Source organism: Bradyrhizobium australafricanum, from assembly GCF_020329495.1.
GTDB classification, from domain to species: Bacteria; Pseudomonadota; Alphaproteobacteria; order Rhizobiales; family Xanthobacteraceae; genus Bradyrhizobium; species Bradyrhizobium australafricanum.
The window spans coordinates 17,857-41,211 of sequence record NZ_JAGKJL010000072.1 but is presented as its reverse complement, the minus strand read 5'-3'; the positions used below and the strand labels follow the sequence as shown (position 1 = coordinate 41,211).

Annotated in this window: 25 protein-coding genes, 1 tRNA gene and 1 pseudogene; 15 read left to right on the top strand and 12 right to left on the bottom strand. The window is 63.7% G+C overall.

The features are described from left to right. Window positions 1–356 precede the first annotated feature (356 nt). Together J6525_RS39035 and J6525_RS39030 are read right to left on the bottom strand one after the other, a co-directional pair. A complete protein-coding gene (locus J6525_RS39035; protein ID WP_225648623.1) occupies window positions 357–1,070 on the bottom strand; it encodes a flagellar hook assembly protein FlgD in 714 nt (237 codons plus the stop codon). Between the two features lie 10 nt (window positions 1,071–1,080). Next, window positions 1,081–2,673: a flagellar hook-length control protein FliK gene (locus J6525_RS39030; protein WP_225648622.1), complete on the bottom strand. Its 1,593-nt coding sequence runs from the start codon at window positions 2,671–2,673 to the stop codon at window positions 1,081–1,083. A gap of 358 nt (window positions 2,674–3,031) precedes the next feature. Between J6525_RS39030 and mnmA the strand changes: the two genes are divergently transcribed. From mnmA to J6525_RS39010, 4 genes are all read left to right on the top strand, one after another. Next, a complete protein-coding gene (gene mnmA, locus J6525_RS39025) occupies window positions 3,032–4,228 on the top strand; it encodes a tRNA 2-thiouridine(34) synthase MnmA (protein ID WP_225648621.1) in 1,197 nt (398 codons plus the stop codon). A gap of 75 nt (window positions 4,229–4,303) precedes the next feature. Beyond that, on the top strand, window positions 4,304–4,942 hold the full coding sequence (locus J6525_RS39020; RefSeq protein ID WP_028333443.1) for a class I SAM-dependent methyltransferase: 639 nt from the start codon (window positions 4,304–4,306) through the stop codon (window positions 4,940–4,942). A gap of 53 nt (window positions 4,943–4,995) precedes the next feature. Beyond that, entirely contained in the window at window positions 4,996–5,364 is a 369-nt protein-coding gene (locus J6525_RS39015; protein WP_225648619.1) for a hypothetical protein, read from the top strand. Window positions 5,365–5,480: 116 nt separating this feature from the next. After that, window positions 5,481–5,557: transfer RNA gene (locus J6525_RS39010), tRNA-Met, on the top strand. On the opposite strand, the gene J6525_RS39005 is transcribed toward J6525_RS39010, so the two are convergent. From J6525_RS39005 to J6525_RS38995, 3 genes are read right to left on the bottom strand one after another with little or no spacing between them, the layout of a single operon-like run. Further along, window positions 5,514–7,145: a recombinase family protein gene (locus tag J6525_RS39005; RefSeq protein WP_225648624.1), complete on the bottom strand. Its 1,632-nt coding sequence runs from the start codon at window positions 7,143–7,145 to the stop codon at window positions 5,514–5,516. The two genes, J6525_RS39010 and J6525_RS39005, sit on opposite strands and share 44 nt — an antisense overlap. Further along, entirely contained in the window at window positions 7,084–7,518 is a 435-nt protein-coding gene (locus tag J6525_RS39000; protein WP_143029744.1) for a hypothetical protein, read from the bottom strand. Before J6525_RS39000 ends, J6525_RS39005 begins: the two co-directional genes overlap by 62 nt. Window positions 7,519–7,557: 39 nt before the next feature. Next, window positions 7,558–7,866: a hypothetical protein gene (locus J6525_RS38995; RefSeq protein WP_225648618.1), complete on the bottom strand. Its 309-nt coding sequence runs from the start codon at window positions 7,864–7,866 to the stop codon at window positions 7,558–7,560. A gap of 117 nt (window positions 7,867–7,983) precedes the next feature. Between J6525_RS38995 and J6525_RS38990 the strand changes: the two genes are divergently transcribed. Genes J6525_RS38990 through J6525_RS47340 form a run of 5 tightly spaced genes read left to right on the top strand, consistent with a single transcriptional unit; the run spans window position 7,984 to window position 11,370 of the window. Continuing rightward, a complete protein-coding gene (locus J6525_RS38990; RefSeq protein WP_092089160.1) occupies window positions 7,984–9,246 on the top strand; it encodes an aromatic ring-hydroxylating oxygenase subunit alpha in 1,263 nt (420 codons plus the stop codon). A gap of 1 nt (window position 9,247) precedes the next feature. After that, window positions 9,248–9,766 carry an aromatic-ring-hydroxylating dioxygenase subunit beta gene (locus J6525_RS38985; protein WP_092089158.1) on the top strand — a complete coding sequence of 173 codons (519 nt, stop codon included), beginning with the start codon at window positions 9,248–9,250 and terminating at the stop codon, window positions 9,764–9,766. 52 nt (window positions 9,767–9,818) lie between these two features. Then, a complete protein-coding gene (locus J6525_RS38980) occupies window positions 9,819–10,628 on the top strand; it encodes an enoyl-CoA hydratase/isomerase family protein (protein ID WP_225648617.1) in 810 nt (269 codons plus the stop codon). A 21-nt stretch (window positions 10,629–10,649) separates the two neighbouring features. After that, window positions 10,650–11,093: an SDR family NAD(P)-dependent oxidoreductase gene (locus J6525_RS47110; RefSeq protein ID WP_283848674.1), complete on the top strand. Its 444-nt coding sequence runs from the start codon at window positions 10,650–10,652 to the stop codon at window positions 11,091–11,093. A 49-nt stretch (window positions 11,094–11,142) separates the two neighbouring features. Beyond that, complete coding sequence (locus J6525_RS47340; RefSeq protein ID WP_283809529.1) at window positions 11,143–11,370, top strand: SDR family oxidoreductase; 228 nt, start codon at window positions 11,143–11,145, stop codon at window positions 11,368–11,370. A gap of 42 nt (window positions 11,371–11,412) precedes the next feature. Here J6525_RS47340 and J6525_RS38965 read toward each other — a convergent pair whose 3' ends face one another. Further along, a complete protein-coding gene (locus J6525_RS38965) occupies window positions 11,413–12,315 on the bottom strand; it encodes an alpha/beta hydrolase (RefSeq protein ID WP_225648614.1) in 903 nt (300 codons plus the stop codon). Window positions 12,316–12,391: 76 nt separating this feature from the next. On the opposite strand from J6525_RS38965, the gene J6525_RS38960 reads away from it, so the two are divergent. After that, window positions 12,392–13,594: an NAD(P)/FAD-dependent oxidoreductase gene (locus tag J6525_RS38960; RefSeq protein ID WP_092089152.1), complete on the top strand. Its 1,203-nt coding sequence runs from the start codon at window positions 12,392–12,394 to the stop codon at window positions 13,592–13,594. 26 nt (window positions 13,595–13,620) lie between these two features. Here J6525_RS38960 and J6525_RS38955 read toward each other — a convergent pair whose 3' ends face one another. From J6525_RS38955 to J6525_RS38940, 6 genes and pseudogenes are all read right to left on the bottom strand, one after another. Next, window positions 13,621–14,223: a TetR/AcrR family transcriptional regulator gene (locus tag J6525_RS38955; protein ID WP_092089150.1), complete on the bottom strand. Its 603-nt coding sequence runs from the start codon at window positions 14,221–14,223 to the stop codon at window positions 13,621–13,623. An 82-nt stretch (window positions 14,224–14,305) separates the two neighbouring features. After that, a complete protein-coding gene (locus J6525_RS47680) occupies window positions 14,306–14,467 on the bottom strand; it encodes a hypothetical protein (RefSeq protein WP_376708623.1) in 162 nt (53 codons plus the stop codon). Beyond that, window positions 14,439–15,493, bottom strand: a pseudogene (locus tag J6525_RS38950) (alpha-hydroxy acid oxidase). The gene J6525_RS47680 and the pseudogene J6525_RS38950 overlap by 29 nt, the downstream one beginning before the upstream one ends. A gap of 32 nt (window positions 15,494–15,525) precedes the next feature. Then, the gene (locus J6525_RS38945; RefSeq protein ID WP_225648613.1) at window positions 15,526–15,876 is read right to left on the bottom strand and encodes a phenylacetate--CoA ligase family protein; all 351 of its coding nucleotides are present in this window, start codon (window positions 15,874–15,876) and stop codon (window positions 15,526–15,528) included. Continuing rightward, entirely contained in the window at window positions 15,762–16,226 is a 465-nt protein-coding gene (locus J6525_RS47675) for a phenylacetate--CoA ligase family protein (RefSeq protein ID WP_376708624.1), read from the bottom strand. The genes J6525_RS38945 and J6525_RS47675 overlap by 115 nt, the downstream gene beginning before the upstream one ends. 72 nt (window positions 16,227–16,298) lie before the next feature. After that, a complete protein-coding gene (locus J6525_RS38940; RefSeq protein WP_225648612.1) occupies window positions 16,299–16,847 on the bottom strand; it encodes a phenylacetate--CoA ligase family protein in 549 nt (182 codons plus the stop codon). 296 nt (window positions 16,848–17,143) lie between these two features. Here J6525_RS38940 and J6525_RS38935 point away from each other — a divergent pair, with 296 nt between their 5' ends. The 5 genes from J6525_RS38935 to J6525_RS38915 all read left to right on the top strand — a co-directional run bounded on the left by J6525_RS38935 (window position 17,144) and on the right by J6525_RS38915 (window position 23,321). Further along, window positions 17,144–18,286, top strand: coding sequence for an ABC transporter substrate-binding protein (locus J6525_RS38935; RefSeq protein WP_210189636.1), 1,143 nt, complete (start codon window positions 17,144–17,146; stop codon window positions 18,284–18,286). Between the two features lie 67 nt (window positions 18,287–18,353). Next, complete coding sequence (locus J6525_RS38930) at window positions 18,354–19,394, top strand: branched-chain amino acid ABC transporter permease (RefSeq protein WP_143029742.1); 1,041 nt, start codon at window positions 18,354–18,356, stop codon at window positions 19,392–19,394. Beyond that, entirely contained in the window at window positions 19,391–21,163 is a 1,773-nt protein-coding gene (locus J6525_RS38925; protein WP_225648611.1) for a branched-chain amino acid ABC transporter ATP-binding protein/permease, read from the top strand. Before J6525_RS38930 ends, J6525_RS38925 begins: the two co-directional genes overlap by 4 nt. Next, on the top strand, window positions 21,160–21,927 hold the full coding sequence (locus J6525_RS38920; RefSeq protein WP_225648610.1) for an ABC transporter ATP-binding protein: 768 nt from the start codon (window positions 21,160–21,162) through the stop codon (window positions 21,925–21,927). Before J6525_RS38925 ends, J6525_RS38920 begins: the two co-directional genes overlap by 4 nt. Beyond that, window positions 21,924–23,321, top strand: a complete 1,398-nt coding sequence (locus J6525_RS38915) for an FAD-binding oxidoreductase (RefSeq protein WP_225648609.1) — start codon at window positions 21,924–21,926, stop codon at window positions 23,319–23,321. The genes J6525_RS38920 and J6525_RS38915 overlap by 4 nt, the downstream gene beginning before the upstream one ends. The last annotated feature ends 34 nt before the right edge of the window (window positions 23,322–23,355 follow it).

Here is a 23,355-nt window from a genome sequence, read left to right as displayed (position 1 = left end):
TGACAGCCGCCGCCTAATCGATTAGCCGGCGGGCTCGCTCGCCGGCCGACCGGAGCTGCAAGAGCAGATGGAGCGATCGATCGAGCAACGATGCGAGACAGTCCGCAGGACCCATCGGCCGCCAACAGGCCGCGTGGTTGTTTGGAACTCGCATCGCGCAAACCATCTTGGCCAGCGATCCATTCGATCGCACCCAACAGGCCGGACATATGGATGCAAGCGATCCGATCTCACCAAACAGCTCTTGTGCCACGGGGGCCGTCCACATATGGGTCCTGGCTTTCGCCAGGACGACGATAGAGTGTGGTGGGCGCGGTCGCCCGCTCAACGCGCAGCTACGGATCGTGGCAATGTGCTCAGCTCGAGCCAGTCGCCCCGCGCACCACGCGCTTGATCTTGTCGGTGGTGTAGGTCTGCCCGCCGATCGAGAGCAACGGCGGGGAGGCGGTCAGGTCGACGGAGTCGACGACGCCCTGCACCTCGGTCGAGATGGCGATCTGGTTGCCCTTGGAATCCTTGCCGGTGGCGGTCAGCGTGTAGGTGCCGGCCGGCCATTGCGTGCCGTCATTGCCCTTGCCGTCCCAGACGAAGCTGGCGTTGCCCTGCTTCAGGCTGAAATTGCCGGAATAGGCGGTCTGGCCGGTCGCGCTGGTGATCGTGATGGTGGCGCTGGTGGCTTGCGGGGACACCAGATTCCAGGTCGCGGATTTGTCGAACTGGGTCTTGCTGCCGTCGACCGCGACCGTGTTGCCGACATAGACCAGCGCCTGGGTCGACTGCGCGCTCTTCTCGATCTCGATCAGCGACTTCAGCTGATCGTTGGATTTCAGTTGCTGCTCGACGCCCGCGAACTGCACCAGCTGCTGGGTGAACTGGTTGGTGTCGAGCGGGTCGAGCGGGTTCTGGTTCTGCAATTGCGTGGTCAGCAGCGTCAGGAAGGTCTGGAAATTGTCGGCGATGCCCTGCGAGGAGGTCGTCAGGCCGCTGCCGCTGCTGCTTCCAGAGTTCGTTCCGTTGCTGGTGCCCGGTGCTGAGACGACGGGCGTCGGCATGGTTGCATCGACTGCCATGGTGAACTCCTTACACTCTGATATCGACGCCGCCGAGGGCGCCGGTTGCACGGCCGTAGGAGCGGCCCGCCGCTGCGGCGGGAACGCTGTCCTCCTCGGTGACGATCAAACGATGGGCGTTCGGATTGGACTGGCCATTGTTGTTCTGGCCCGACTGCGACTGGTCGCGCAGGCTGAACTGCAATCCGCCATTGCCGGTCGAGAGGCCGGCATTGTCGAGCGCGCGCTGCAGCTGGTTGGCATCCTGGCGCAGCATCGACAGCGTTTCCGGGCGTTCGACGGTGAGATGCGAGGTGACCTGGCCGTTGCGATCGACATCGATGCGGACATCGATGCGGCCGAGCTCGGCGGGGTCGAGCCGGATCTCGAAGCGACTCTTGCCGCTCTTGGCGGAGGCGGCGATCTGCATCGCAAGCCCGCTGAGCGGCACGGCGGCGCTTTGCGCAGCGTTGGTCACGGTCAATTGTGCGGTCGCAGACGGCGTCGTCTGGGTGGTCGCGGGTTGCGGCTGCAGTGCGTTCGCTGCCTGCGCGCTGGGATCGGGGGTCGTGAGCTGGGTCTGCGCGGCGGCGTGGCCGCCGACCGCCGGTGTCGGCGCGGCATTGCCGTCGCCGCCCGCGTCGGCCTTGATGGCATCGGCGGCACCGTCGGTGGCGGCCTTTGCCTTGCCGGCAACGGCGGCCGGCTGCGCGGCGGCGGGAACGATGTTGGTCGGAGCAGCCTGCGCGGTGTTGGCGCTGCCCGCTGTGGCGCCGTCCTGGTCGGCCGGCATCGTCGCCGTCGCGTCCTTCGTGGTGAGCTGTGTCTTGGCCTGCGCCGTCGTCTTGGTGGCGGGCGTTCCGGCGGCAACCGCGGCGGCGAATGTCGCATCGCCGGTTGCTGTCGCTGCGCCCGATGCCGTTGCCGCATCGCTGGTGGTGATGATCTGCGCGTCGGTCTTGACGCCGGCCGCCTTGGCGACCTTGTCGGCGTTCGCTGTGGTGGCCGCCGCCGCTGCGGTGTCGGCGCCGGCAGGCGCGCCGGTGCCGGCAGCGGCACCAGTGCCGGCGATGGCCGAGCTTGCCGCGATGGCCGCCGCCGCGATCGCGAGCGGTGCGGCCGGCTGGTCGGACGGCGCGGTGGCCGCCGGTGTCGGGGCAGTCGCCGGTGTCGCGGCAACAGGAGCAATCACGGCATTCACAGTTGCCGCACCGGGATCCTGCTGCGCAGCGGCCAGCGTCGCGTCCGGCTTGTCACTGGTCGAGTTCGCATCGGAGCTCGATTTCGAGTCGTCCGATTTCGATTTCGACTTGGTCTTGGACGGCGCGTCGCTGTCGACCTTGTTGTCGTCGCGCGAACTGCCGGAATCCCGCGACGTCCTGTCGGGGCCCGTGCTGGTGTCGCGGGGGCGTGCGTCGGTCGTCGAGGGCGGATCGTCGGACCGCCGCGAGGGCGCCGGCTGGGAGTCGTAGCGGCTGCTGTCGTTTGCGGACGCAGTGTTGCTGTCGACCAGCGCGGCAAAGCCGTCGTTCCCCGCCTGCGAAGCGGGATCGGGCCGCGCCGACCGCTGCGTCGCGCCCTGAAAAGACCGGCCTGCCAATGCTTCCGACGTGACGCTGACCACTGCCAACCCTCGCAAATGAGACTTCCGGCGTTTTGTCAGCAAGGAGTGGGCCAACCAGGGACGGCAATAAATAATGAGTTATTTCAGAAGGTTACGGGCTGTCTTGGTCGGCTGGAGCGGGTTCCCGGCAGGTCTCCTTTTTGCCCGGCGGCAAGATTTGCCGTCCAGGCGCGGCACGGCACGGCTTCCGCGGATTGCCTCACCGGAATACGGCCTATATTAAAGGTGGCCTCCAACGCGTCCGAACCGACCGAACCGGCCTTGGATGTGTTCTAAGGCTCTCTGGACAAAAGGTTTTTTCCAATATCGTCGCGGAGCGTCTAAGCTCGCCGCGACAGTGACCAATGACCGCTTAAAGATGCTCAACAGTCTGGATCTCGAAGGCCGCCCTGAAGACACACGGATCGTCGTTGCCATGTCCGGCGGCGTCGACTCGTCGGTGACGGCTGCGCTGTTGAAGTCGCAGGGTTACGACGTGGTCGGGATCACGCTGCAGCTCTACGACCATGGCGCCGCGACCCATCGCAAGGGCGCCTGCTGCGCCGGCCGCGACATCCACGACGCGCGCAATGTCGCCGAGCGGATCGGCATCCCGCATTACGTGCTCGACTACGAAAGCCGCTTCAAGCAATCGGTGATCGACAATTTCGCCGACAGCTACGCGCTCGGCGAGACGCCGGTGCCGTGCATCGAGTGCAACCGTTCGGTCAAGTTTCGCGATCTGCTCGCGACCGCGCGCGAGCTCGGCGCGCAGGCGCTCGCCACCGGTCACTATGTCGCCTCGCGGCGGCTTGCCGACGGATCGCGCTCGCTGGTCTGTGCCGCGGATGCCGATCGCGACCAGAGCTATTTCCTGTTCGCGACCACGCGCGAGCAGCTCGACTTCCTGCGCTTCCCGCTCGGCGACATGACCAAGCCGCAGACCCGCGAGCTGGCGCGCCGCTTCGATCTCGAGGTCGCCGACAAGCAGGACAGCCAGGACATCTGCTTCGTGCCGAGCGGCCGCTACACCGACATCATCGGACGGCTGAAGCCGAATGCGATCGCGCCGGGCGACATCGTCGATCTCGACGGTCATGTGATCGGCCAGCACCAGGGCATCGTTCATTTCACCGTCGGCCAGCGCAAGGGGCTCGGCATTGCCTCCGGCAGCCCGCTCTATGTGGTCAAGCTCGATGCGGCGACGCGCCGTGTCGTGGTCGGGCCGCGCGAGGCGCTGCGGATGGATCGCATCGCGCTGCGCGACGTCAACTGGATCGGCGACGGCGCGCTGGATCGCGTGATCGGCGAGGGCATCGAGATCTATGTCCGCGTGCGTTCGACGCGCGCGCCGCAGCCGGCGTGGTTGCGTGCCGTCGATGGCGGCTATGAGGTCGAGCTCGTCGCCGGCGAGGAGGGCGTGTCGCCCGGCCAGGCCTGCGTGTTCTACGACGCGGCCTCCGGGCAGGCGCGTGTGCTCGGCGGCGGCTTCATCAGGAGTGCAAGCGCCAGCCGCGCAATGCGGACCGCGACGCAGGACGCGTTGGCGCCGCTTGCGGAAGCGGTTCGCGGATAGCGCATGATCCGGAAAAGTGGGGACCGGTTTTCCGCGACGATCATGCGCAAACAAGAGTAACGTCGGGGCAGGGGAATGGCTGGGGACATCGACCGCGAAGGGGTCGAAAAGGCGTATGGCCGCTGGGCACCGATCTACGATCTGGTGTTCGGCAAGGTGTTCGATCAGGGCCGTCAGTCGACGATCGCGGAAGCCGACCGGATCGGCGGACGCGTGCTCGACGTCGGCGTCGGCACCGGGCTGTCGCTGTCGGAATACAAGCGCACCACAAAACTATGCGGCGTCGATATTTCCGAGCCGATGCTGCGGCGGGCGCTCAAGCGCGTGCGCACGCAGGGCCTCAGCAATGTCGAGGCGCTGGCGGTGATGGACGCCAAGAATCTCGCATTTCCGGATGCGTTCTTCGACGCGGTGGTCGCGCAATATGTCATCACCGCGGTGCCGGATCCCGAGGCGACGCTCGACGATTTCATCCGCGTGCTGAAGCCCGGCGGCGAGCTGATCCTGGTCAATCACATCGGCGCCGAGAGCGGCCCCCGCCGCGTCTTCGAGCTTGCCTTCGCGCCGCTGGCACGGCGGCTCGGCTGGCGTCCGGAGTTTCCGTGGGAGCGGCTGACCAATTGGGCGGCGAAGCATGGCGGGGTCAGCCTTGCGGAGCGCCGGCCGATGCCGCCGATGGGGCATTTCTCGCTGATCCGCTTCCGCAAATCGTGAGGTTGCGGCGATTTTGACCGGGAACATCGGCGCACCGTCACGGTTTTCTCGTCATGAGGATCAATCGAACACTCGCTTTATCCTGTGTGCTGATGCTAGCACCCGCTGTTGCCGCGGCGCAGGCGCCGCCGACATCAGCGACGCCGCCGGCACAGACCGCGCCGCCGGCGCCGCAGCGCGCCGCCGCGAATTGCGCGCCGCAACAGCTGCCGTCGCATCCCGGCGCGCCGGCTCCCGAGGGAACCACCACCGGGCAGAGCAGCCAGCCGCTGGGCGACAAGCTCGCCAAATCCGACGGGGTGTTGTGCCCGCCGCCCGGGGTCGATCCCGAAATGCGTGCGCCGACCCCGCAAGGCGGCAACACGCCGGTGATTCCGCCGCCCGGCAGCCCCGGCGGCGACCCATCGGTGAGGCCGAAATAGCCTCTGCCTGCAATAAGTTGCTGCCCCGTCCGGGTTTGCTTGACAGGCGCGCATGCCACTCTTTATATGCCGCGCGTTCGCACCCGCGGCTCACCAGCCGCCGATGGCGAGCCCATGGCGGGGTAGCTCAGCTGGTTAGAGCACGGGAATCATAATCCTGGGGTCGGGGGTTCGAGTCCCTCCCCCGCTACCATGTATCCCCCACTATTGTGGTGGGCCTCCGGAAAGACCCGTCCGCCGACCAATGCCGCCAGCTTTCCCTTGACCTCGATCTCGAAGCCTTCCCAAGGGCCTTTCGGGTGGACAATGACGCTGTGCACAAGCGCCCTGAAGTCAGCGACCAACGGGCCGCGGTCGTCCTCCGCGCTTGCGTGGCTTGCTATCGTGTCGGCGAGCGCATTGACGGTTTCGATGTAGCGGTCCAGCGTTGCCGGATGCAGTGAGATGGGGGTAGGGGCCTCCTCGAGGGCAGCCAGTTCCGCCTCGACGCGCAACCGCTCTTGCTTCAGCTCGGCGATCCGTTGCTTGGCATCTTCCTCGGAAATCACGTACTTGATTACGAGATCAATGTTGCGCTGACGCTCGCCTTCGATCCGATCACGTTTGGCCTCTAGCCGCAGGCGCTCCGCAGACGCGTTCCCCGCAAGCCGCTCTCGCTCACTATTGTAGTTGCGGACATAAGTCTCGATCAGCCGTGGGTCCTTCAACTCCTCGACCATCCCGCTGAGCACAAGTCTTTCGACATCGCGCAGGTAGATGATCCTGCGATTCGAACAACTGCCACTCTCGCGCACAGCTGAGCAACGAATCCTGGTCTTTCCGGTCTTGTCGCGGTCGTGAACTGACATGCCAGATCCGCAACAACCGCACCGAAGAAGACCAGACAAGAGATGCGGCGCCCGTCGCTTCATGTGGCTGGCCAAATGACCCTTCTCAGTTTTCAAAGCGTGCGCCTGCTCCCAAACGGATTGTTCGACAATCCGCAGTTGGGGCACATCAATACTCTGCCACTCCTCGCGAGGGTTTGGGCGAGACAGTCGTTTTCCGGTATCGGGATCCTTCACCATCCGGACCTTGTTCCAGACAATACGGCCAGCATAGAGCTCATTGAAGATGAGCCCCGTCCCGCGCTTGGCATTGCCGTTGATCGTCGACGCATTCCATCGCCGACCTCGCGGTGGATGGATATTTTCCCGATTGAGATCCTGCGCGATCTCTCGGGGTGCCCGTCCCGCTGCGTATGCTGTAAAAATCCGCCGAACGATCGTAGCTTCACCTTCGACGATTTCGAGCTCGCCGGGTTTGCCGGGTACCGTTCGATATCCGTAGGCACGCCCTCCCGCATGTCGGCCATCGCGTATCACGCCGGCCATGCCGCGGCGGACCTTCTTCGCGCCGTCCTCGCGCTGCATCTGTCCGACGAGGCCGCGGATGCCAATCAAGATTGAGTCGGCAGTGCCATCGTGGACGGCCTGGATCTCGATCCCCTGGAAAGACAACCTTTTGTGGATGCCGGCCAGATCTTCCATGTCGCGTGAGAGTCGGTCCAATGCCTCTACGATCACAACTTTGAAACGATGCTGACGCGCAGCGTCCATAAGCTGCATCAAGCCGTCGCGGCCGAATACCGAGGCTCCAGAACGTGCCTTGTCTTCAAAAGTCGCAACGACATCGAGTTGATGACGAGCCGCATAAGCGCGACACAGGGCAATCTGATCGTCAGTCGATTTTTCGTTTTGAAGCTCGGTCGAGAACCGAGCATAGATCGCTGCGGGTTTCATCTCGAATACCACTGCTGATGCGCTTGTCGCCAGCGGCATCGAGATGATTCTTCATCAGACGCTCGCTCTCGAAGAGATGATCGCGTCTTGCGTCGGCAATTGCAAGGGCTTCAGCAAACTTGATCAGAGCAGGATCGATTTGCGCGGAGGCTGCGAACCTTGGTCCACGACTATGAATTTCTATCGTCCTTGCGCGCTTCATCCCGACAAGATGCTGCGCACTGGTGAGAGAAAGCAGGGCGCTTATGCGCCGATCGTGGAATTGGATATGATAGGGAATAAAACGGACACACTCTCGGAAGATGAAATCTGGTGCAGTGAGTCTTGTTCTGCGCGCGACCCCGTCAAGAACATGCTGCGCCATCAGATGCATGAGCTGCAAACGCCGTGAGCGAATCGTAGGTTATTGCTGCTATTCGGTGAGCGACAGCAGTCGGTAGATATAGCATTGGAACGTATAGAGATCCACTTTGCGAGTTTCCGCCGCAGCGACGGGATCGCGTCGTCGCAGCGCGCTTAGAAACTCGTCCTGAATGCGAATGATAAATGTGACGAATTCCGGATCGGCCATATCGTTTCTCGCTAGAGCTGCCGCATAGAACGGGGCTGTCCGCGTTCGCAAGTTGAGAATCTGATCAGCGCTGGAGCCGCACCGCTCCGCCAGCAACCGCGGGACATTTTGGATTGCTGCCACCCGATCTGGAACGGCTATCTCATCCATGACGGACTTGTCGATCGGCGGCAGATCTTGGCGCTTGACAGCCGCACCTTGTTCGATGTTATTAATAGTCCGAACGATCGTTCTAAGTAAGATTCTGACATCCTCAAGGTAGAATGCATGACTGATCAGCCACGTGATCCGGACTACCGAACGTTGATTGAGCCGACCCGGGTCCGCAGCGTGGTGTACCATGACCCCCGGATCTTCGAGCAGGAGCTGGAGCGGATCTGGCACAAGTCCTGGGTATATGTCGGCCACGCGAGCGAAGTCCCGAACAAGAACGACTATGTGACCAAATCCATCGGTCCGACGCCGGTGCTGATGGTCCATGATCGTGATGGCAAGATCAGCCTGCTCCTGAACAAGTGTCCGCATCGCGGAAACCAGCTCTGTGCTTATCGGGAGGGCAACCGCGGCACGTTCACATGCCCCTATCATTCCTGGACATTCTCCAACACAGGCGATCTCATCGGTTACGCTTATGCCGATGGTTATGAGAATGCCGACAAGAGCAAGTTCTCGCTAGGCAAAGTGCCCCGTGTTGGCATCTACAGGGGTTTCGTGTTCGGATCTTTCGCAAGCGAGGGGCCGTCGCTCGAAAAACATCTTGGCGGAGCGAAGGCCTCAATTGATCAGCTGCTCGAGAACTCGCCCGAGGGTGAGCTCGAGTTGACGGCGGGCTTCCTTCAGCATCGCACCAAGGCGAACTGGAAGTTCATGCTTGAAAACGAAACGGATGGCTACCATCCGGCTTTCGTTCACGGGTCGGTATTTCAGGTGACCGACAGCGGCATCGGCAAGCTCTACGGCCCGCAATCCACCGCATTGACGCGTGATTTCGGCAACGGTCATACCGAATTCGACCTGCGGCCGGAGTGGCGCCGGATCGGCAAGCCTCTCGAATGGTTCGGCACCAATGAGGCGCGCTTTCCCGACTATGTGCATGCGATGGAGCAGGCGTACGGCGCCGAACGGGCGCGCAAGATCATGATCGACGGGACGCCGCACCTGATGATCTTTCCCAACCTCTTCATCGCCGAGATCCAGCTGTTCGTGCTCCAGCCGATCGCCGTCGACGAGACGATCCAGCACGTCACGGCACTGCAGTTCAAGGGAGCACCCGAGCTCAACCGGCGACTGCGCCAGCAGACCATGGGATCGGTCGGCCCGGCTGGATTGTTGCTGGCCGACGACACCGAGATGTACGAGCGCAACCACCGCGGCGCGGTGATCAATGACCCGGAATGGGTCACGCTGACACGCGGGCTTCACCGCGAGCATCGGGACAACAACGGCTATCTGGTCGGCCATTCGACCGACGAGGTGCCGCAGCGTGGAATCTGGCGTCACTACGCCGAACTGATGACCTCGCGAGGCTGAAATGGAGCGATTTGCATCCCAGACGACATTGCGCCCGGAAGCGGAGCAAGCCGACCTCCTGCGGCGCGTCGAGCAGTTCCTGTTCCTCGAAGCCCGTCTTCAGGACACCCATGCCTATGACGAGTGGGAAGCGCTATGGGCTGACGATGCGACATACTGGGTGCCGGCCAACGGATCCGACACCGATCCGGAGCGGCAGATGTCGATCATCTACGATAACCGCTCGCGCATCGGCGTGCGCATCGATCAGTTGAAGACGGGACGGCGCCACACCCAGACGCCGAGATCGGAGCTTGCCCGGATCATCTCGAATGTGGAACTCGTCGACCAGGTTGACGACGAGATCAATGTGCGGGCGAACGCCTTCATTTTCGAAGACAATCTGCGCGGCGAAACCCTTTGGGCGGCACGCAACGAATACCGCCTACGGATCGTCGACGGCGGCTTCAAGCTGGTCCGCAAGAAGGTCGGCCTCGTGAACAATCACAAGCCGATCTTCACCCTGTCCTTCCTCATCTGAGCGCCGTGACCAGCAAGGGGAGGTAAACATGACATCTCAGCCTAACAGAGCTTTGGATCACGAAAGCTGGATCGCGGACGGGACGGTCCTTCTGGACTACGCGGATCATATCGCGACCCTGACGTTGAACCGGCCGGAGTCGTCGAACGGAATGAACATCGCCATGATGCGCGCGATTCATGAGGCCGTGATGCGCTGCCATGGTGATCCGCGCGTGCGCGTCGTGCATCTGCGCGGCGCCGGGCCGAACTTCTGCTCCGGTGGCGATGTCCGTGAATTCGCGTCCAAGGAGGAGGCGCTGGGCGACTTCCTTCGCACGGTGACGGCCTATCTGCAGATAGCCGTGGGCGCGCTGATCCGCCTGAACGCCGTGGTCGTCAGCGAAGTTCAAGGCTATGCGGCTGGTGGCGGCGGCCTCGGCCTCATCTGCGCGTCAGATATCGTGGTGGCGGCGAAGTCGGCCAGGTTCATGGCAGGCGCCACCCGGGTTGGAATGACGCCCGATGGTGGCGCGTCGGTCATTCTACCGCGCCTCGTCGGCTTTCGCCGCGCCGCGGAGATCGTCCTGACCAACCGCGTGGTTGGGGCAGAGGAGGCGCTTGCGATCGGCCTGATCAACAGCGTCGTTCCAGACGAGGACCTCGTAAGGGACGCGCGGCACCACGCGCTGAAACTTGCCAGTAACGCGCGCAGGGCGACGGCGGCTGCGAAGCGCTTGCTCTGGAGCGGGATTGGACTCAGCGTCGAGTCCTGCCTGCCTGAGGAAGCGCGCACGGTAGCGGAGCTGTCCGCGACCGCGGATGCGCGCGAGGGGCTGGCGGCCGTGCTCGAGAAGCGGGCGCCTGTCTTCACCGGAGACTGACCGAAGATGGCGCCGGGAAAGTTGCAGCGGGCGCTGGTGACCGGCGGTGCGAACGGAATCGGCGCCGCCATCTGCCGTCGCCTCGCCGCCGACGGCTTCGAGGTGACGTTGTGCGATCTTGATGCGGAAAACGCTGAGGCGCTTGCCGCCGAAATCGGTGCTGCTTTCGAGGTTATCGACGCGACGGATAGCATCGCCGTTGCGGGCTTCGTCGCGAGCAGCGGCCCGTTCGAGGTGCTGGTCAACAATGTTGGCGTCGATCAGCACGCCTTTTTCACCCGGATGGAGACCAAGAGTTGGCGTGGCCTGCTCGCGGTCAATCTGGAGACGACGTTCGCATTCACGCTTGGCGTACTGCCTGCGATGCAGCGGACAGGATATGGCCGCATCGTCAACGTCGCATCGGAAGCAGGGCGCCTTGGGTCAAAGGGGGCGCGGTGTATGCGGCCGCCAAGGCTGGCGTGATCGGTTTTACCCGATCGATCGCAAGGGAGAATGCGAGATACGCATCACAGTGAACGCGGTGCTGCCGGGGCCGATCCGTACCCCATTGGTCGAGAAGGCGATCGCGCAGTTCGGCGATAAGCTGCGAAGCGACATGGAAGGCCTGACCCTGGTGAAGCGCCTCGGCGAGCCGGAGGAGGTGGCGGCGGCGGTGTCCTTCTTTGCCTCGCCATCGGCGTCGTTCGTGACCGGAGAGGTGCTGGGCGTCTCGGGCGGCATGGGGTGTGGCGCCTCCTGACGGGCCAAGCGTCGCGAGCGCGCCGCCGTCGCCGGCTGAGCGTCAGCCCCCGCCGCCGGTGCGTTCGGCGATGAAATGGCCAAGCTCGGCCAGCGATTCGCGGCTCTGTGGCAGCTCGGCGAACATCTGGAAGTGATGGAACATGCCGTCCCACACGCGAACCTGCACGTCGACGCCGCTCTGCCGTGCCCGTGCCGCCAGCAGAAAGGCATCGTCGAGCGTGATGTCGTGGTCGTTGGCATGGACCAGGATCGGAGGCAGGCCAGCAAGATCGGCCTCGATGGGCGAGGCCGACGGGTCCGATGCGTTGCCGTTGCGGCCGAGATAGGTGCGGGCCATGGCGGCGAGTTGCGCCGGCTTCGAAAAGATGTCGAGCGCAGCACGGCTCGCGTAGCTGTTGCCGCGCATCGAGAGATCAAGCCATGGCGAGATTAGGGCGAGACCAGACGGAAGCGGCAGGCCGCAATCACGGGCGCCGAGCGCGACGGCCATGGCGAGCGCGGCGCCGGCGGAATCGCCAGCCACGACGATGCGTGACGACGGCATGCCCTGGTTGAGCAGCCAAAGATAGGCCGTGAGAGCATCGTCGGCCGCCGCCGGACATCTGTGCTCCGGTGCGAGACGGTAATTGAAGCCCAGGACGCGCGCGGCGCTCGCGCGCGCAATACGCAACATCAGGCTAAAGTGGGAGCGGATCGATCCCACCTGGAAGCCGCCGCCATGGCAGAACAGCACGACACGGTGCATTGAGCTTTCGCGCGGTGCGATCCATGCAGCCGTCATCGGTCCGATCTTAAACGTCTCAATCCGGGTGTCGTGGCCGTCAGCAAAGAGCGCCTCGAAGCTTTTTCGGATTTCGGCCAGCGAGCTCGCCCGGCTCCACGATTCAATGGCGGCGGCGATACGACGTCGCACTACGCCCAGATCATCCTGCGTGTTGTCCATGCGACCCATCGGCTTGCAAAACGCATTGAATTAATACATAGTCCGAACGTTCGGTCAATAAATACGGGCGTGGACAATGGAGGAGCATGTCGCGGTGGTGGGCGCAGGGCAAGCCGGCGCGGCCCTGGCCATCCGGCTTCGCACGCAGGGGTTTCGCGCCAGGATTACGATTTACGGCGAGGAGCCCTGGGCTCCCTATCAGCGCCCGCCCCTATCAAAAAAGTATCTCAGCGGCGAGTGGGAGAAGGAGCGGCTGCTGCTCCGCCCGGCCTCCTATTGGGACAACAATGGGGTCGACATCTGCGCCGGCCATCCGGTGTCGTCGCTGGACCTTGCGCGAAAGACACTTGCGTGGGGTGATGAGACCATCGGCTGGACGAAGCTCGCATTGACCACCGGCGCGTCGCCGCGGCGCTTGCCATCATGGCTCCAGAACTTCGGAAATGTCTGTGAGCTTCGGTCGCTGCGTGATGCCGAGCACATGCGGCGCCACTTCCGGACCGGCAGCAAATTGCTGGTGATCGGTGGTGGATTCGTCGGGTTGGAAACAGCCGCGGTCGCCGCGGAGGCGGGGCTTCGCGTCACCGTGATCGAAAGTGCCGCTCGGATCCTGGAGCGTGCCGTCTGCCCGGCGACGTCGGGATATTTTCGCCGGCTTCATAAAACCCACGGCGTCCGCATCGTCGAGGGATGTGGGGTTGTCGGAGTCCATGGTGATCGCGCCGTGTGCGAAGCGGAGTTGACCTCAGGCGAGCGCATGGAAACCGATCTGGTGCTGGTCGGCATTGGCGTGGTCCCCAACACGGAGCTGGCCGAGCACGTAGGGATCGAAACCAAGGACGGTATCCTGGTGGACGAGCATGGTCGCACCTCGGCTGCGGATGTGTGGGCAGCGGGCGATTGCGCGCGCTTTCCCCTCCACGGTGAACTGACCCGTCTCGAGAGCGTGCAAAACGCGATCGATCAGGCGGAGGCGGTCGCCGATGACATGCTAGGCGCGGCCGCGCCTTACTCCCCAGTGCCCTGGTTCTGGTCCGACCAGTATGACGCCAAGCTGCAGATCGCCGGTTGGAGCCGCGGCTATACCATGGTCGTCGCGCGAGACACGGATCGTGGCGTGTCGAACTGGTATTACCGGGAGGGCCGCCTTGTCGCTGTTGATTCCGTCAACGACGCCCGCACCTTCATGACCGCGAGGAAGCTGTTGGCGCAAGGCCTCAACGTCGATCCGTCAACACTTGCGGACCGCGCGTTCGACCCGCGCAGCTTGCTCATGTGAGCGCGCCTCCTCAGGCCCTTAGCCGATCAGAACACCTTCGAGTGCTTGTAACCATCCAGGAAGATGCTGACGCAGCGGTCCGCGAGATCCGTCGGCACGATCCGTCCGTCCGGGCGGAACCAAGTGTACGTCCAGTTGATCATGCCGAAGAACAGCATTGCGTCGACATGCGCGCTCCCCTCATCCTTGGCGCGGTCGGGCCGGATCTTCGCCAGCATGTCGGTGACGACTGAAATCAACTGGCGCTGCTTCTTGACGACGTCCCGTCTTATGTTGTTGGGCAGGAACTCCATGCAGGTGAGCATCACGACATGTTTGTCGCGCGAGACAGAATAGACTTGCAGGAAGAACCTGATCAGCTTGCGAAAGCGGGCAATCTCCTCCTCGCGCCCAGAAAGGATGTCGTCGCAACCCGCCAGGAGCTTGTCGACGTGCTCGGTCAACATGAACACAAGGATCGCCTCTTTCGACTCGAAGTAGTGGTAGAGGCGTGATTTCGAGCAGTCGCACGCGGCCGCAATGTCACCGATCGAGGTCGCCGCGTAGCCGCGGCTCGCAAACAGCGAGGCGGCCTGCTTGATGATCGATGCCTGGATGTTGTCGTAGTCCGGGGAACGAGGTCTTGTCACAAGCTATCCTGGAAAAATTGTTCGAACGGTCGAACTATAGAGGCCAGGGATCGGCTTTTCAATTACGGTTGGCGTGCGTCGATCACCCCATGTCGATGGTCGACTGGGCGCGGCACGAATTCCTGGCTGATTCGTGCGGCACTGCGCCAACATAGCGTACATGCTCGCGCGAGATTTCGACAATGCGAGCGGTGCCAAGCAAGGTCATGGCACGTTCAAGCTCGGTCCTCAGAATCGAAATCACATGGGCAATGCCGGGTGCACCGGCGGCACCTGCGCCGTAAAGTGTATTTGCGTCCCATCAGAACCGCGTCGGCTCCGAGCGCACGTGCCTTGATGACATCGGTGCCTCGCCGGAAGCCACTGTCGCATAGGATTGTCACCTTGTTGCCAACCGCGTGTCGAATCTCGGGGAGGACAGTGAGCGGTGACACGGCGCCGTCGAGCTGCCGCCCGCCGTGGTTTGACAAGACGACGCCCGCCGCTCCGAGTTCAGCGGCATGCACCGCATCGCGAACGCTGAGCACGCCCTTGACGATCACCGGGCCGTTCCAGAGCGCAATGAACTCTTGCACATCTCTCCAGGTCACCGACGGATCGAGCTGCGCATTCATGAAGGCGACGAGGCCTTGCGCGCTCGTCGCGGACCCGGCTGCGGCCTCGATCATGTTCGCAGCCTTCGGTGCGCCAGTCCTGGCCATGCGCATCAGCCATCCGGGATGCAAGGCGGTATCCGCGAGATTTAGGCGCGTGAGCCGCAGCGGCAGTATGAAGTCGTTGCGCGGGTCACGCTCGCGGGTTCCGCCTGTGGCGCAGTCGACGGTGATTACGAGCACCGCATAACCGGCCGCACGGGCACGTTCGAGGATGCTCCGCGACAGATTGCGGTTGCGGAAGACATAGAGCTGGAACCAGTTGCCCGCGCCAGACGCTTCAGCAACCTCCTCGAGACGCACGCTCGAGACGGTGCTGAGGCAGAAAGGAATCCCAGCCGCCGCGGCGGCCCTGGCGAGCAGGCTCTCGGCTTTGGGCCAGGCGAGGCCGGCAAGGCCGGTCGGCCCGATTCCGAACGGGGCCGCATAGCGCTTGCCGAAAAGGCTGATGGACAGGTCGCGCCGACGTCGTTGAGCACCCGCTGATCGAAGCCCCATTCGTCGAATTGGGCGCGGTTGCGGCGGCGAGAGACTTCACCCTCCGCGGCACCGTCGACAAAGTCGAAAAATCGCCCGTGGCAGCCGCCGACGTGCTTCCAGGCGCATGTCTTCGACATTCAGAATATATTTGAAGGGCCGGGCCTTCATTTCAGGTTCGCTCGGCGCGATGAAGCACCGGCGTCGCCTTGGCCTCATAGCGCGGCAGCGTCCCTTCCTGGAGACACTCGACCTCGACGCTCATGCCAAGACGTGCCCGCACCTCGCGCTTGATATCCGAGACGATCTGCTCAGTGGGACGATCCGAGCTGCGTTCGGCCTCGACCGCGATGCACATCGTGCCGATCGTGGTGCGCTCCTTGTCGACGTAGATCTGCCAGGCCTCTTTCACCGTTCCTTTCGTCGCAGCGATGATGTCCTCGATCTGAGAGGGAAACACGATGACGACCTTGACCTTGAGCATGTCGTCGCTACGGCCGATGATGCGTCCGATCTTGCGCATGCCCTGCGTCCCGAGCGGCAGTCGAAGGGTGAGGGCGACAGTCGCACCAGGTCGCGCGTGCGCCAGCGGACGACCGGCGAGGCTTCGCGGCACAGCGTCGTGACGACGATCTCGCCGACTTCGCCGGGAGAAACGGGCTTCAGCGTCACCGGGTCAAGGATTTCGGTGATGATCGTGTCCTCGTTGACAAGCTGCAGTTCGTCATCGTCATGAGTGTGTGGCGTGGAAATCGCGGGCACCGGCCCGCCGGCCTCGGTGGTCCCGTAAATGTTCTGGCTCACGAATCCGTCCGGCATCTCCGCTTCCAACTGCTTGCGAAACTCGGCGGACACCGATTGACCACCGAGAATGGCCAGCCTGATCGTCTATTCCGTCTTGGGATCGGTGCCCATCTGCCTGGCGATGGTGACGAGCGACATCAGCTATTGTGGCGACATGGAGGCGACGTCGTAGCTGTGGTCGCGCAGCCACTTCACGACCAACTCGCCGCGACCGGGGCCGATCGGGAAGGTCGTGCAGTCGAGCGCTGCGAAACCGACGTCGAGCGCGGGACCCCCGATCCAAACGCCATAACCATAGCCCTGGTAGGCGCGCTGACCTCGCTGCACGCCCGCCGCGGTAAGGACTCTCGCCATCTGATAGGGCAGGAGTTCGCCATAGTCGTGCTCTGTCATGCCGAACAGGACCGGCAGGCCGGTGGTTACGGACGTCGCCATGAAGCGCCCGACCGATTGCATCGGTGCGGCGAGGAACGGAAACGGATAGCGGCTGTGCAGCGCAGACTTGTCGAGGAATGGGGCGTGCGCGAGCCCGTCCTCTGCTGTGAGGTCCGACGGCTTCATTCCTGCCGCGGCAAAATGGGCAACCCAGTCGGGCCGCTCGCTGAGGCGCTGACCGAGCTTCGTCAGCCGCTCGTTCTGCAGGCGGCAGATGGCTGGATAGTCGAGACTTTCGATGTCTGGGTGGAGCATCCCGGGTTCCTCCTGTGCCTTCAACCCTGGCTGCCGTGCGTTCTCGGGAAAATACAACGCGGCAAAATTTTTTTCTTTCTTAGTCCGAACGTTTGGTCTAAGTAAAGAGCAACAACGAGCCGGCGGAGCCGTCAGCGAGAGCGGACCGGGCCGGACACCGCATCTGGGTCACGAGCCTGCCGCTTGCGATGCGATCTCGGCGCCCCCGCGACGAGGCCGCGCGACGGGGGAAGGCGGGACGACAAGAAAAGAAGTCGGCCTGGTCGGAAGAGGAAACAACGTTCGAGGAGATCGAAGTGAACAAGCTGATCATTGCACTTGTCGCGGTCGCATCATGGGTCGCGCCAGCGCTGGCCGAGGTCAGGATCGGAATCATTGTGTCCGCCACCGGACCCGCGGCTTCGGTCGGGGTGACGCAGCAGCGGACGGTGAGCATTCTGCCGCAGAAGCTTGGCGGACAGGACGTCCGCTACATCCTGATGGACGATGCCTCAGATACGTCGACCTCGGTAACGGCTGCACGAAAGTTGACGACGGAGGACCGCGTCGACGCCATTGTCGGCCCAAGCCTGACACCGAACTCGCTGGCGCTCTTGGACATTGTTGCCGACACCAAGACGCCGATGATCAGCCTGGCCGGATCGGCACTGATCGTCGAGCCGCCGGTCGATCGGCGGCGCTGGGTGTTCAAGACCCCGCAGAGCGATGCGCAGATGGCCTCGATCGTGCTCGATCACATGAAACGCCGAAAAATCAAGTCCCTGGCCATGATCGGCTTCAACGATGCCTATGGCGAAGGCTTTATCAAGGTCATGACCGCGCTGGTCGAGGCGGCCGGGATCAAGGTCGTCGGCTCGGAGCGCTACCAGCGAACCGACAGCAGCGTGATCGGACAGATCTTGAAGATCGTGTCGCAAAATCCAGACGCGGTCTTCATTGCGGCATCTGGCACGCCGGCGGCGCTGCCGCAGACCACGCTCGCTGAGCGTGGTTACAAGGGCGTCATCTACCAGACACATGGTGTAGCCAATAACGACTTCCTGCGCGTCGGCGGGAAGGCGCTGGAAGGGACGTTCGTACCGGCGGGACCGGTCCTGGTCGCCGAGCAGTTGCCGGACGGTCATCCGGCCAAGGCGGCCGGGCTCGATTTCGTGCGTCGTTATGAGGCGATCCCCGGAGCGGGGGCCCGCTCGACCTTCGGAGCCTACGTTTGGGATGCGCAGCTCATTCTCGACAAGGCCATCGCGGCCGCAGCCGAGAAGGCGCAGCCCGGGACCGAAGCGTTCCGGATCGCGTTGAGGGACGCGATCGAGACCACGAAGGACGTCGCCGGCCCGAATGGCGTCTACAACATGTCGGACACCGATCACCTCGGTCTCGACGAGCGTTCGCGCGTGATGACGCAGATCGTCAACGGCAGCTGGCAGCTGGTCCAATGACGTCTCGTCGATACCTTCACACGATGATGGTGCGCGAGCGCAAGCTCGGTGGCGAGGGGGACCGGTGATGACCGCGGATGTTGCAGCCATTCTGCTGCAGGACGGAATCGCCAATGGTGCGATCTACATCCTGCTAGCGACCGTGCTGGTCCTCGTGTTCACGGTGACGCGCGTGATCTTCGTGCCGCAGGGCGATCTGGTCGCCTTCTCGGCGCTGACCTTGTCGGCCTTCGACGCGGGCATCATGCCGGGCACGGTGTGGATCCTGCTGTTCGGTGCCGCGCTCGCACTGGCGCTCGAGCTGCTGGACCCCGGCGCGCGGCGCGACCGCATCCGCATCGCGCGATCGATCGTGCAGTTCGGCGTCGTACCGATCGCCGTCGCGATGGCGGCTGCGCTACTGGTTCCGAAGGATGCGTCGCTCATCTGGAAGATGGCCGTCACCTGTGCACTGATCACCTGCATCTGTCCGGTAATCTACCGGATCGTGTTCCAGCCGATCGCGTCCGCATCGCCCTTGGTGCTCCTGATCGCCGCGATCGCAACCCATCTGGGATTGAACAGCATCGGCCTGCACGTATTCGGAGCCGAGGGCGTGCGAACACAAGGATTCTCTGGGCCGCCGTTCTCGGTGGCCGGCCAGATCGTCTCGCAACAGGTGGTGGGAGTGATCGGCAGCAGCGTGGTGCTCGTGCTTGTGCTATACGTCTTCTTCCACCGCTCGCTCCGCGGGCGCGCGCTTCTGGCGGCCGCGTACAATCGACGCGGCGCTGAGATCGTCGGCATCAGTGCGGTCTCGGTCGGACGTACGGCCTTCATCGTTGCCGGCTTCGTCGGAGCGGTGTCGGGTCTTCTGGTGGGCCCAATGACGACGCTCTACTACGATTCCGGCTTCATTCTCGGTCTGAAGGGATTCGTCGGCGCGATCGTCGGTGGACTTGCGATCTATCCCCTCGCGGCTGCGGGCGCCCTGCTGGTGGGAACAGTGGAAGCCTTCGCCTCATTCTGGGCGAGCGCCTATCGGGACATCATCGTCTTCATGCTGATCATCCCGATCCTGTTCTGGCGATCGGTGATCAATCCTCATGTGGAGGATGGGTTCGAATGATCGGCCGCCTGTTGGCCCTTGCGCCCTTGATTGCCCTTGCGATCGCGGCCCTCGCCCCGCTTGGGCTGACGACCTATCAGGTGTCGGTCATCACCTATGTGATGATCGCGTCGATCGCGTGCTCCGGACTCGTGTTGATGACCGGGGTCGCGGGGATGGTTTCGTTCGGCCAGGCGGCTTTTGTCGGTCTTGGCGCCTATGCGTCGGCCTATCTGTCGGCGCAATTGGGGCTCTCGCCGTGGCTTGGCCTTGCCGGCGCGCTGTTCGGTGCGGCTGCTGTTGCCACCCTGATTGGTGCAATCACCGTGCGGATGAGCGGTCACTATCTTGCGCTGGCAACGCTTTGCTTCGGCATCAGTTTCTATTTCCTCATCGGAAATTCCGATGCGCTCGGCCGATTCAACGGCATGACAGGGATACCCCCAGCCGCAGTCGGCGGTATCGAGCTGCGTAGTGAGCGACAGACCTTCGGCCTTGCGCTGGTCGCCCTCGTGCTGGTCGTTGTGTGGTGCCGGCGATTGCTCGCATCCCGCTGTGGGCGAGTGCTGCGATCCCTTCGCACGGGGGCGGTGATCGCGGAGACCTTTGGCGCGAGCGCACAACGCCATCGGCTCATGGCGTTCGTCGCCGCAGCCGTCATCGCCGCGCTCTCGGGCTGGCTTTACGCGCATGTCCAGCGCTTCCTCAACCCGACGCCGTTCGGCCTCAATGCGAGCATCGATTATCTCTTCATGACGGTGATCGGCGGGAGCGGACAGGTTTGGGGCGCGCTGGTCGGCGCCGGGCTGGTGACGGTCATCAAGCACGAGCTGCAGGACGCGCTCAGGCCCATCTTCGGGGTCACCACGCGATTTGAACTGTTGGCTTTCGCCGCGCTGATGATTGTCGTGCTGCACCGGGCGCGCAAGGGCCTATGGCCATTCCTGCAGCAGGTGATCACCCCCTATATGGCGCCTCCTGCGCCGGTCGCGCCCCTCATCCTGTCGAACCGCCGGGCCAAGCCGGACCACGGACTTCCGGTCCTGTCGGCGACCGGCTTGCGGCGGACGTTCGGCGGCCTCATGGCGGTCGACGATGTCAGCTTCGATGTTCGAAGTGGCGAAATCCTTGGCGTTCTCGGGCCGAACGGCGCGGGCAAGAGCACCCTGTTCAACCTGATCAGTGGTGGCCTGCCGCGGAGCGGGGGCGAGCTGAGCTTCCTGGGCACGCCGCTGGTGCGCGTGAGCGCACGTGACATGTGCGCGCGCGGTCTGTCGCGGACGTTTCAGCACGCGGCGCTGGTATCCGAAATGAGCCTGATCGAGAACGTTGCCATCGGCGCCACGCATCTCGGCAGATGCGGTGTTCTGGCGGCGTCCTGCGGGCTCGATGCCACCGAGGAGCGCCGGTTGCTGGGCTGGTCGCAGCATCTGCTCGATCGCGTCGGGCTTGGCGACAAGGCCTGGGATTCTGCCGGGACGCTGTCGCTTGGTCATCGGCGCATATTGGAGATCGCGCGCGCGCTCGCCGCCGATCCGGTGCTGCTGCTGCTCGATGAGCCCGCGGCCGGCTTGCGCGCCAACGAAAAGACCCTGCTGGCCGATCTGATGCTACGGCTCCGGGCCGAAGGTCTCGCCATCATCCTCGTCGAACATGACATGGAGTTCGTCTTCCGCCTGGCCGACCGTCTGATGGTGATGAACTTCGGGCGCCGGATTGCATTCGGGCAGCCTGAAGAGGTCCGCGCCGACGCAGGCGTCCAGGAAGCGTATCTGGGGGTTGCGGCATGACAGCCCTGCTGCAACTCGAACGCTTCACGGTTCGCTATGGCCGCCTGACAGCGGTGAACGACGTATCGCTTGAAGCGAAGGCCGGTGAGGTTACCGCTGTGATCGGTCCGAACGGCGCCGGCAAGACGTCCCTTGTCAATGCAGTGATGGGTCTCGTCCCGTTCGCGGGCCGGCTCCTGTTTCCGCAATGGCCGGAGGCATCGCGATCGATCGAGGCGCGGGTGCGCGCGCGGATCTCGCTGGTGCCGGAGACGCGCGACCTGTTCGGGCCGATGACCGTGCTCGACAATCTCAGGCTCGGCGCATACGCAGCGAGGGCGGAACCGCGCTTCGATATGCGCGCGCGCATCGCCGACATATTTCGTCTCTTCCCGCGTCTCGCCGAGCGGCGGGATCAACTCGCCAACACGCTGAGCGGGGGAGAGCGCCAGATGCTGGCGTTGGGGCGCGCGCTGATGCTGAGACCGCGCTTCCTGATGCTCGATGAGCCAAGTCTCGGGCTTGCGCCCCTGATCGTCGCGGAAATGTTCCGCATCATTGCGCAGCTGAAGAACGAGGGTGTTTCGATCCTCTTGATCGAGCAGAACGCGCGCTCAGCGCTCAAGCTGTCGGATCGCGCCTATGTCCTTGAAGGCGGGGCGGTCCAGCTGGAAGGCAGGGCGGCCGATATCGCTGCGGATCGCCGTGTCATCGAAGCCTATCTCGGAATGTCGACGGCATTTTCTTCGAAGCCGCATGAGCGACAGATCGGCAGGGCAGGATGACACGCGCCACACCAGAGGCCATCGCACAGTTGAGCGAGCGGTTCGGCGACAAGCTGTCGACGGCGGCCTCGGTCCGCCGCCACCACGCCAGCGGAGTCACATCGCACATGACGATCGCGCCTGATGCGGTGTTGTTCGCAGCCTCGACGCAGGATGTCGTCGACGCTGTTACGATCTGTCATCACTATCGGTGTCCGGTGGTTCCATTCGGCACCGGCACCTCCACGGAGGGACAGATCAGCGCCGAGCAGGGTGGGCTAACCATCGATCTGTCGGGGATGGATCGCATCCTGCGAGTGTCGCCTTCCGATCTCGATTGCACCGTGGAGGCGGGTGTAACGCGCAAGGCGCTGAACGCAGCCCTGCGGGACACCGGCCTGTTCTTTCCGATCGATCCGGGCGCCGACGCCTCGATCGGCGGGATGGCATCGACACGTGCGTCCGGCACCAACGCGGTGCGCTACGGCACCATGCGCGAGCTCGTGACGTCGCTGCGCGTTGTGCTCGCCAGTGGCCAGCTGATCGATACCGGGACCCGCGCACGAAAATCGTCCGCCGGTTACGACCTGACCCGGCTGTTCGTCGGTGCCGAGGGCACGCTCGGTGTCGTCACCGAAGTCACGTTGCGGCTCGCCCCAATCCCTGAGCGGATTGGTGCGGCGGTCTGTACGTTCCCGACGGTGGAGGCGGCGGTGTCCGCCGTCGTCACCGCGATCCAGAGCGCGATTCCGCTGGCACGCGCAGAGCTGCTCGATGCGTTGCAGGTCGAGGCTTGCAACCACTATTCAAAGCTCGACCTCGCCGTTCAGCCCACGCTGTTCCTGGAATTCCACGGCACCCACCAGGCCGTCGATGAACAGGTCAGCCTGATGTCTGCGATTACGGCGGAGTTCGGCGGCAGCGCGTTCCGGTGGGCGACCGCCCCCGAAGACCGGACAAAACTCTGGCAGGCCCGCCACGATGTGTGGTGGGCGGCGCTGGCGCTCCGCCCCGGATCGCAGGGGATACCGACTGATGCCTGCGTCCCGATTTCCGAGCTTCCGGGCGTCATTGCGCAGACCCGACAGGACGTCGTGGAGCTCAATCTGATCGCCCCACTGTGCGGGCATGTCGGCGACGGAAACTTTCATCTGTGCGTTCTGGTCGATCCCGAAGACGAGGGCGAGAAGCGGCGGATCGCCGAGCTGAACGCTCGTATGATCGCGCGTGCCCATGCGGTCGGGGGCACCTGCACGGGCGAGCATGGCATCGGCACCGGCAAGATGGATTACCTGGTCGCAGAGCGCGGCGCAGGGATGATGACGCTCGCGGCGCTCAAGCGGGCGCTCGATCCGCGCAACGTCATGAATCCCGGCAAGATCCTGCGCGTCGACGATTATCAACCTTACGCGTGACGTGGTTCGCCCCATGTCCTGAGCACAGAAACTC

Bases quoted from the DNA above. Each gene is read 5' to 3' on its own strand.
- J6525_RS39035 (WP_225648623.1), bottom strand. From the start codon at position 1,070: ATGGCAGTCGATGCAACCATGCCGACGCCCGTCGTCTCAGCACCGGGC.
- mnmA (WP_225648621.1), top strand. From the start codon at position 3,032: ATGCTCAACAGTCTGGATCTCGAAGGCCGCCCTGAAGACACACGGATC.
- J6525_RS39020 (WP_028333443.1), top strand. From the start codon at position 4,304: ATGGCTGGGGACATCGACCGCGAAGGGGTCGAAAAGGCGTATGGCCGC.
- J6525_RS39015 (WP_225648619.1), top strand. From the start codon at position 4,996: ATGAGGATCAATCGAACACTCGCTTTATCCTGTGTGCTGATGCTAGCA.
- J6525_RS39005 (WP_225648624.1), bottom strand. From the start codon at position 7,145: ATGAAACCCGCAGCGATCTATGCTCGGTTCTCGACCGAGCTTCAAAAC.
- J6525_RS39000 (WP_143029744.1), bottom strand. From the start codon at position 7,518: ATGCATCTGATGGCGCAGCATGTTCTTGACGGGGTCGCGCGCAGAACA.
- J6525_RS38995 (WP_225648618.1), bottom strand. From the start codon at position 7,866: ATGGATGAGATAGCCGTTCCAGATCGGGTGGCAGCAATCCAAAATGTC.
- J6525_RS38990 (WP_092089160.1), top strand. From the start codon at position 7,984: ATGACTGATCAGCCACGTGATCCGGACTACCGAACGTTGATTGAGCCG.
- J6525_RS38985 (WP_092089158.1), top strand. From the start codon at position 9,248: ATGGAGCGATTTGCATCCCAGACGACATTGCGCCCGGAAGCGGAGCAA.
- J6525_RS38965 (WP_225648614.1), bottom strand. From the start codon at position 12,315: ATGGACAACACGCAGGATGATCTGGGCGTAGTGCGACGTCGTATCGCC.
- J6525_RS38960 (WP_092089152.1), top strand. From the start codon at position 12,392: ATGGAGGAGCATGTCGCGGTGGTGGGCGCAGGGCAAGCCGGCGCGGCC.
- J6525_RS38945 (WP_225648613.1), bottom strand. From the start codon at position 15,876: ATGCGCAAGATCGGACGCATCATCGGCCGTAGCGACGACATGCTCAAG.
- J6525_RS38940 (WP_225648612.1), bottom strand. From the start codon at position 16,847: ATGCTCCACCCAGACATCGAAAGTCTCGACTATCCAGCCATCTGCCGC.
- J6525_RS38930 (WP_143029742.1), top strand. From the start codon at position 18,354: ATGACCGCGGATGTTGCAGCCATTCTGCTGCAGGACGGAATCGCCAAT.
- J6525_RS38925 (WP_225648611.1), top strand. From the start codon at position 19,391: ATGATCGGCCGCCTGTTGGCCCTTGCGCCCTTGATTGCCCTTGCGATC.
- J6525_RS38920 (WP_225648610.1), top strand. From the start codon at position 21,160: ATGACAGCCCTGCTGCAACTCGAACGCTTCACGGTTCGCTATGGCCGC.
- J6525_RS38915 (WP_225648609.1), top strand. From the start codon at position 21,924: ATGACACGCGCCACACCAGAGGCCATCGCACAGTTGAGCGAGCGGTTC.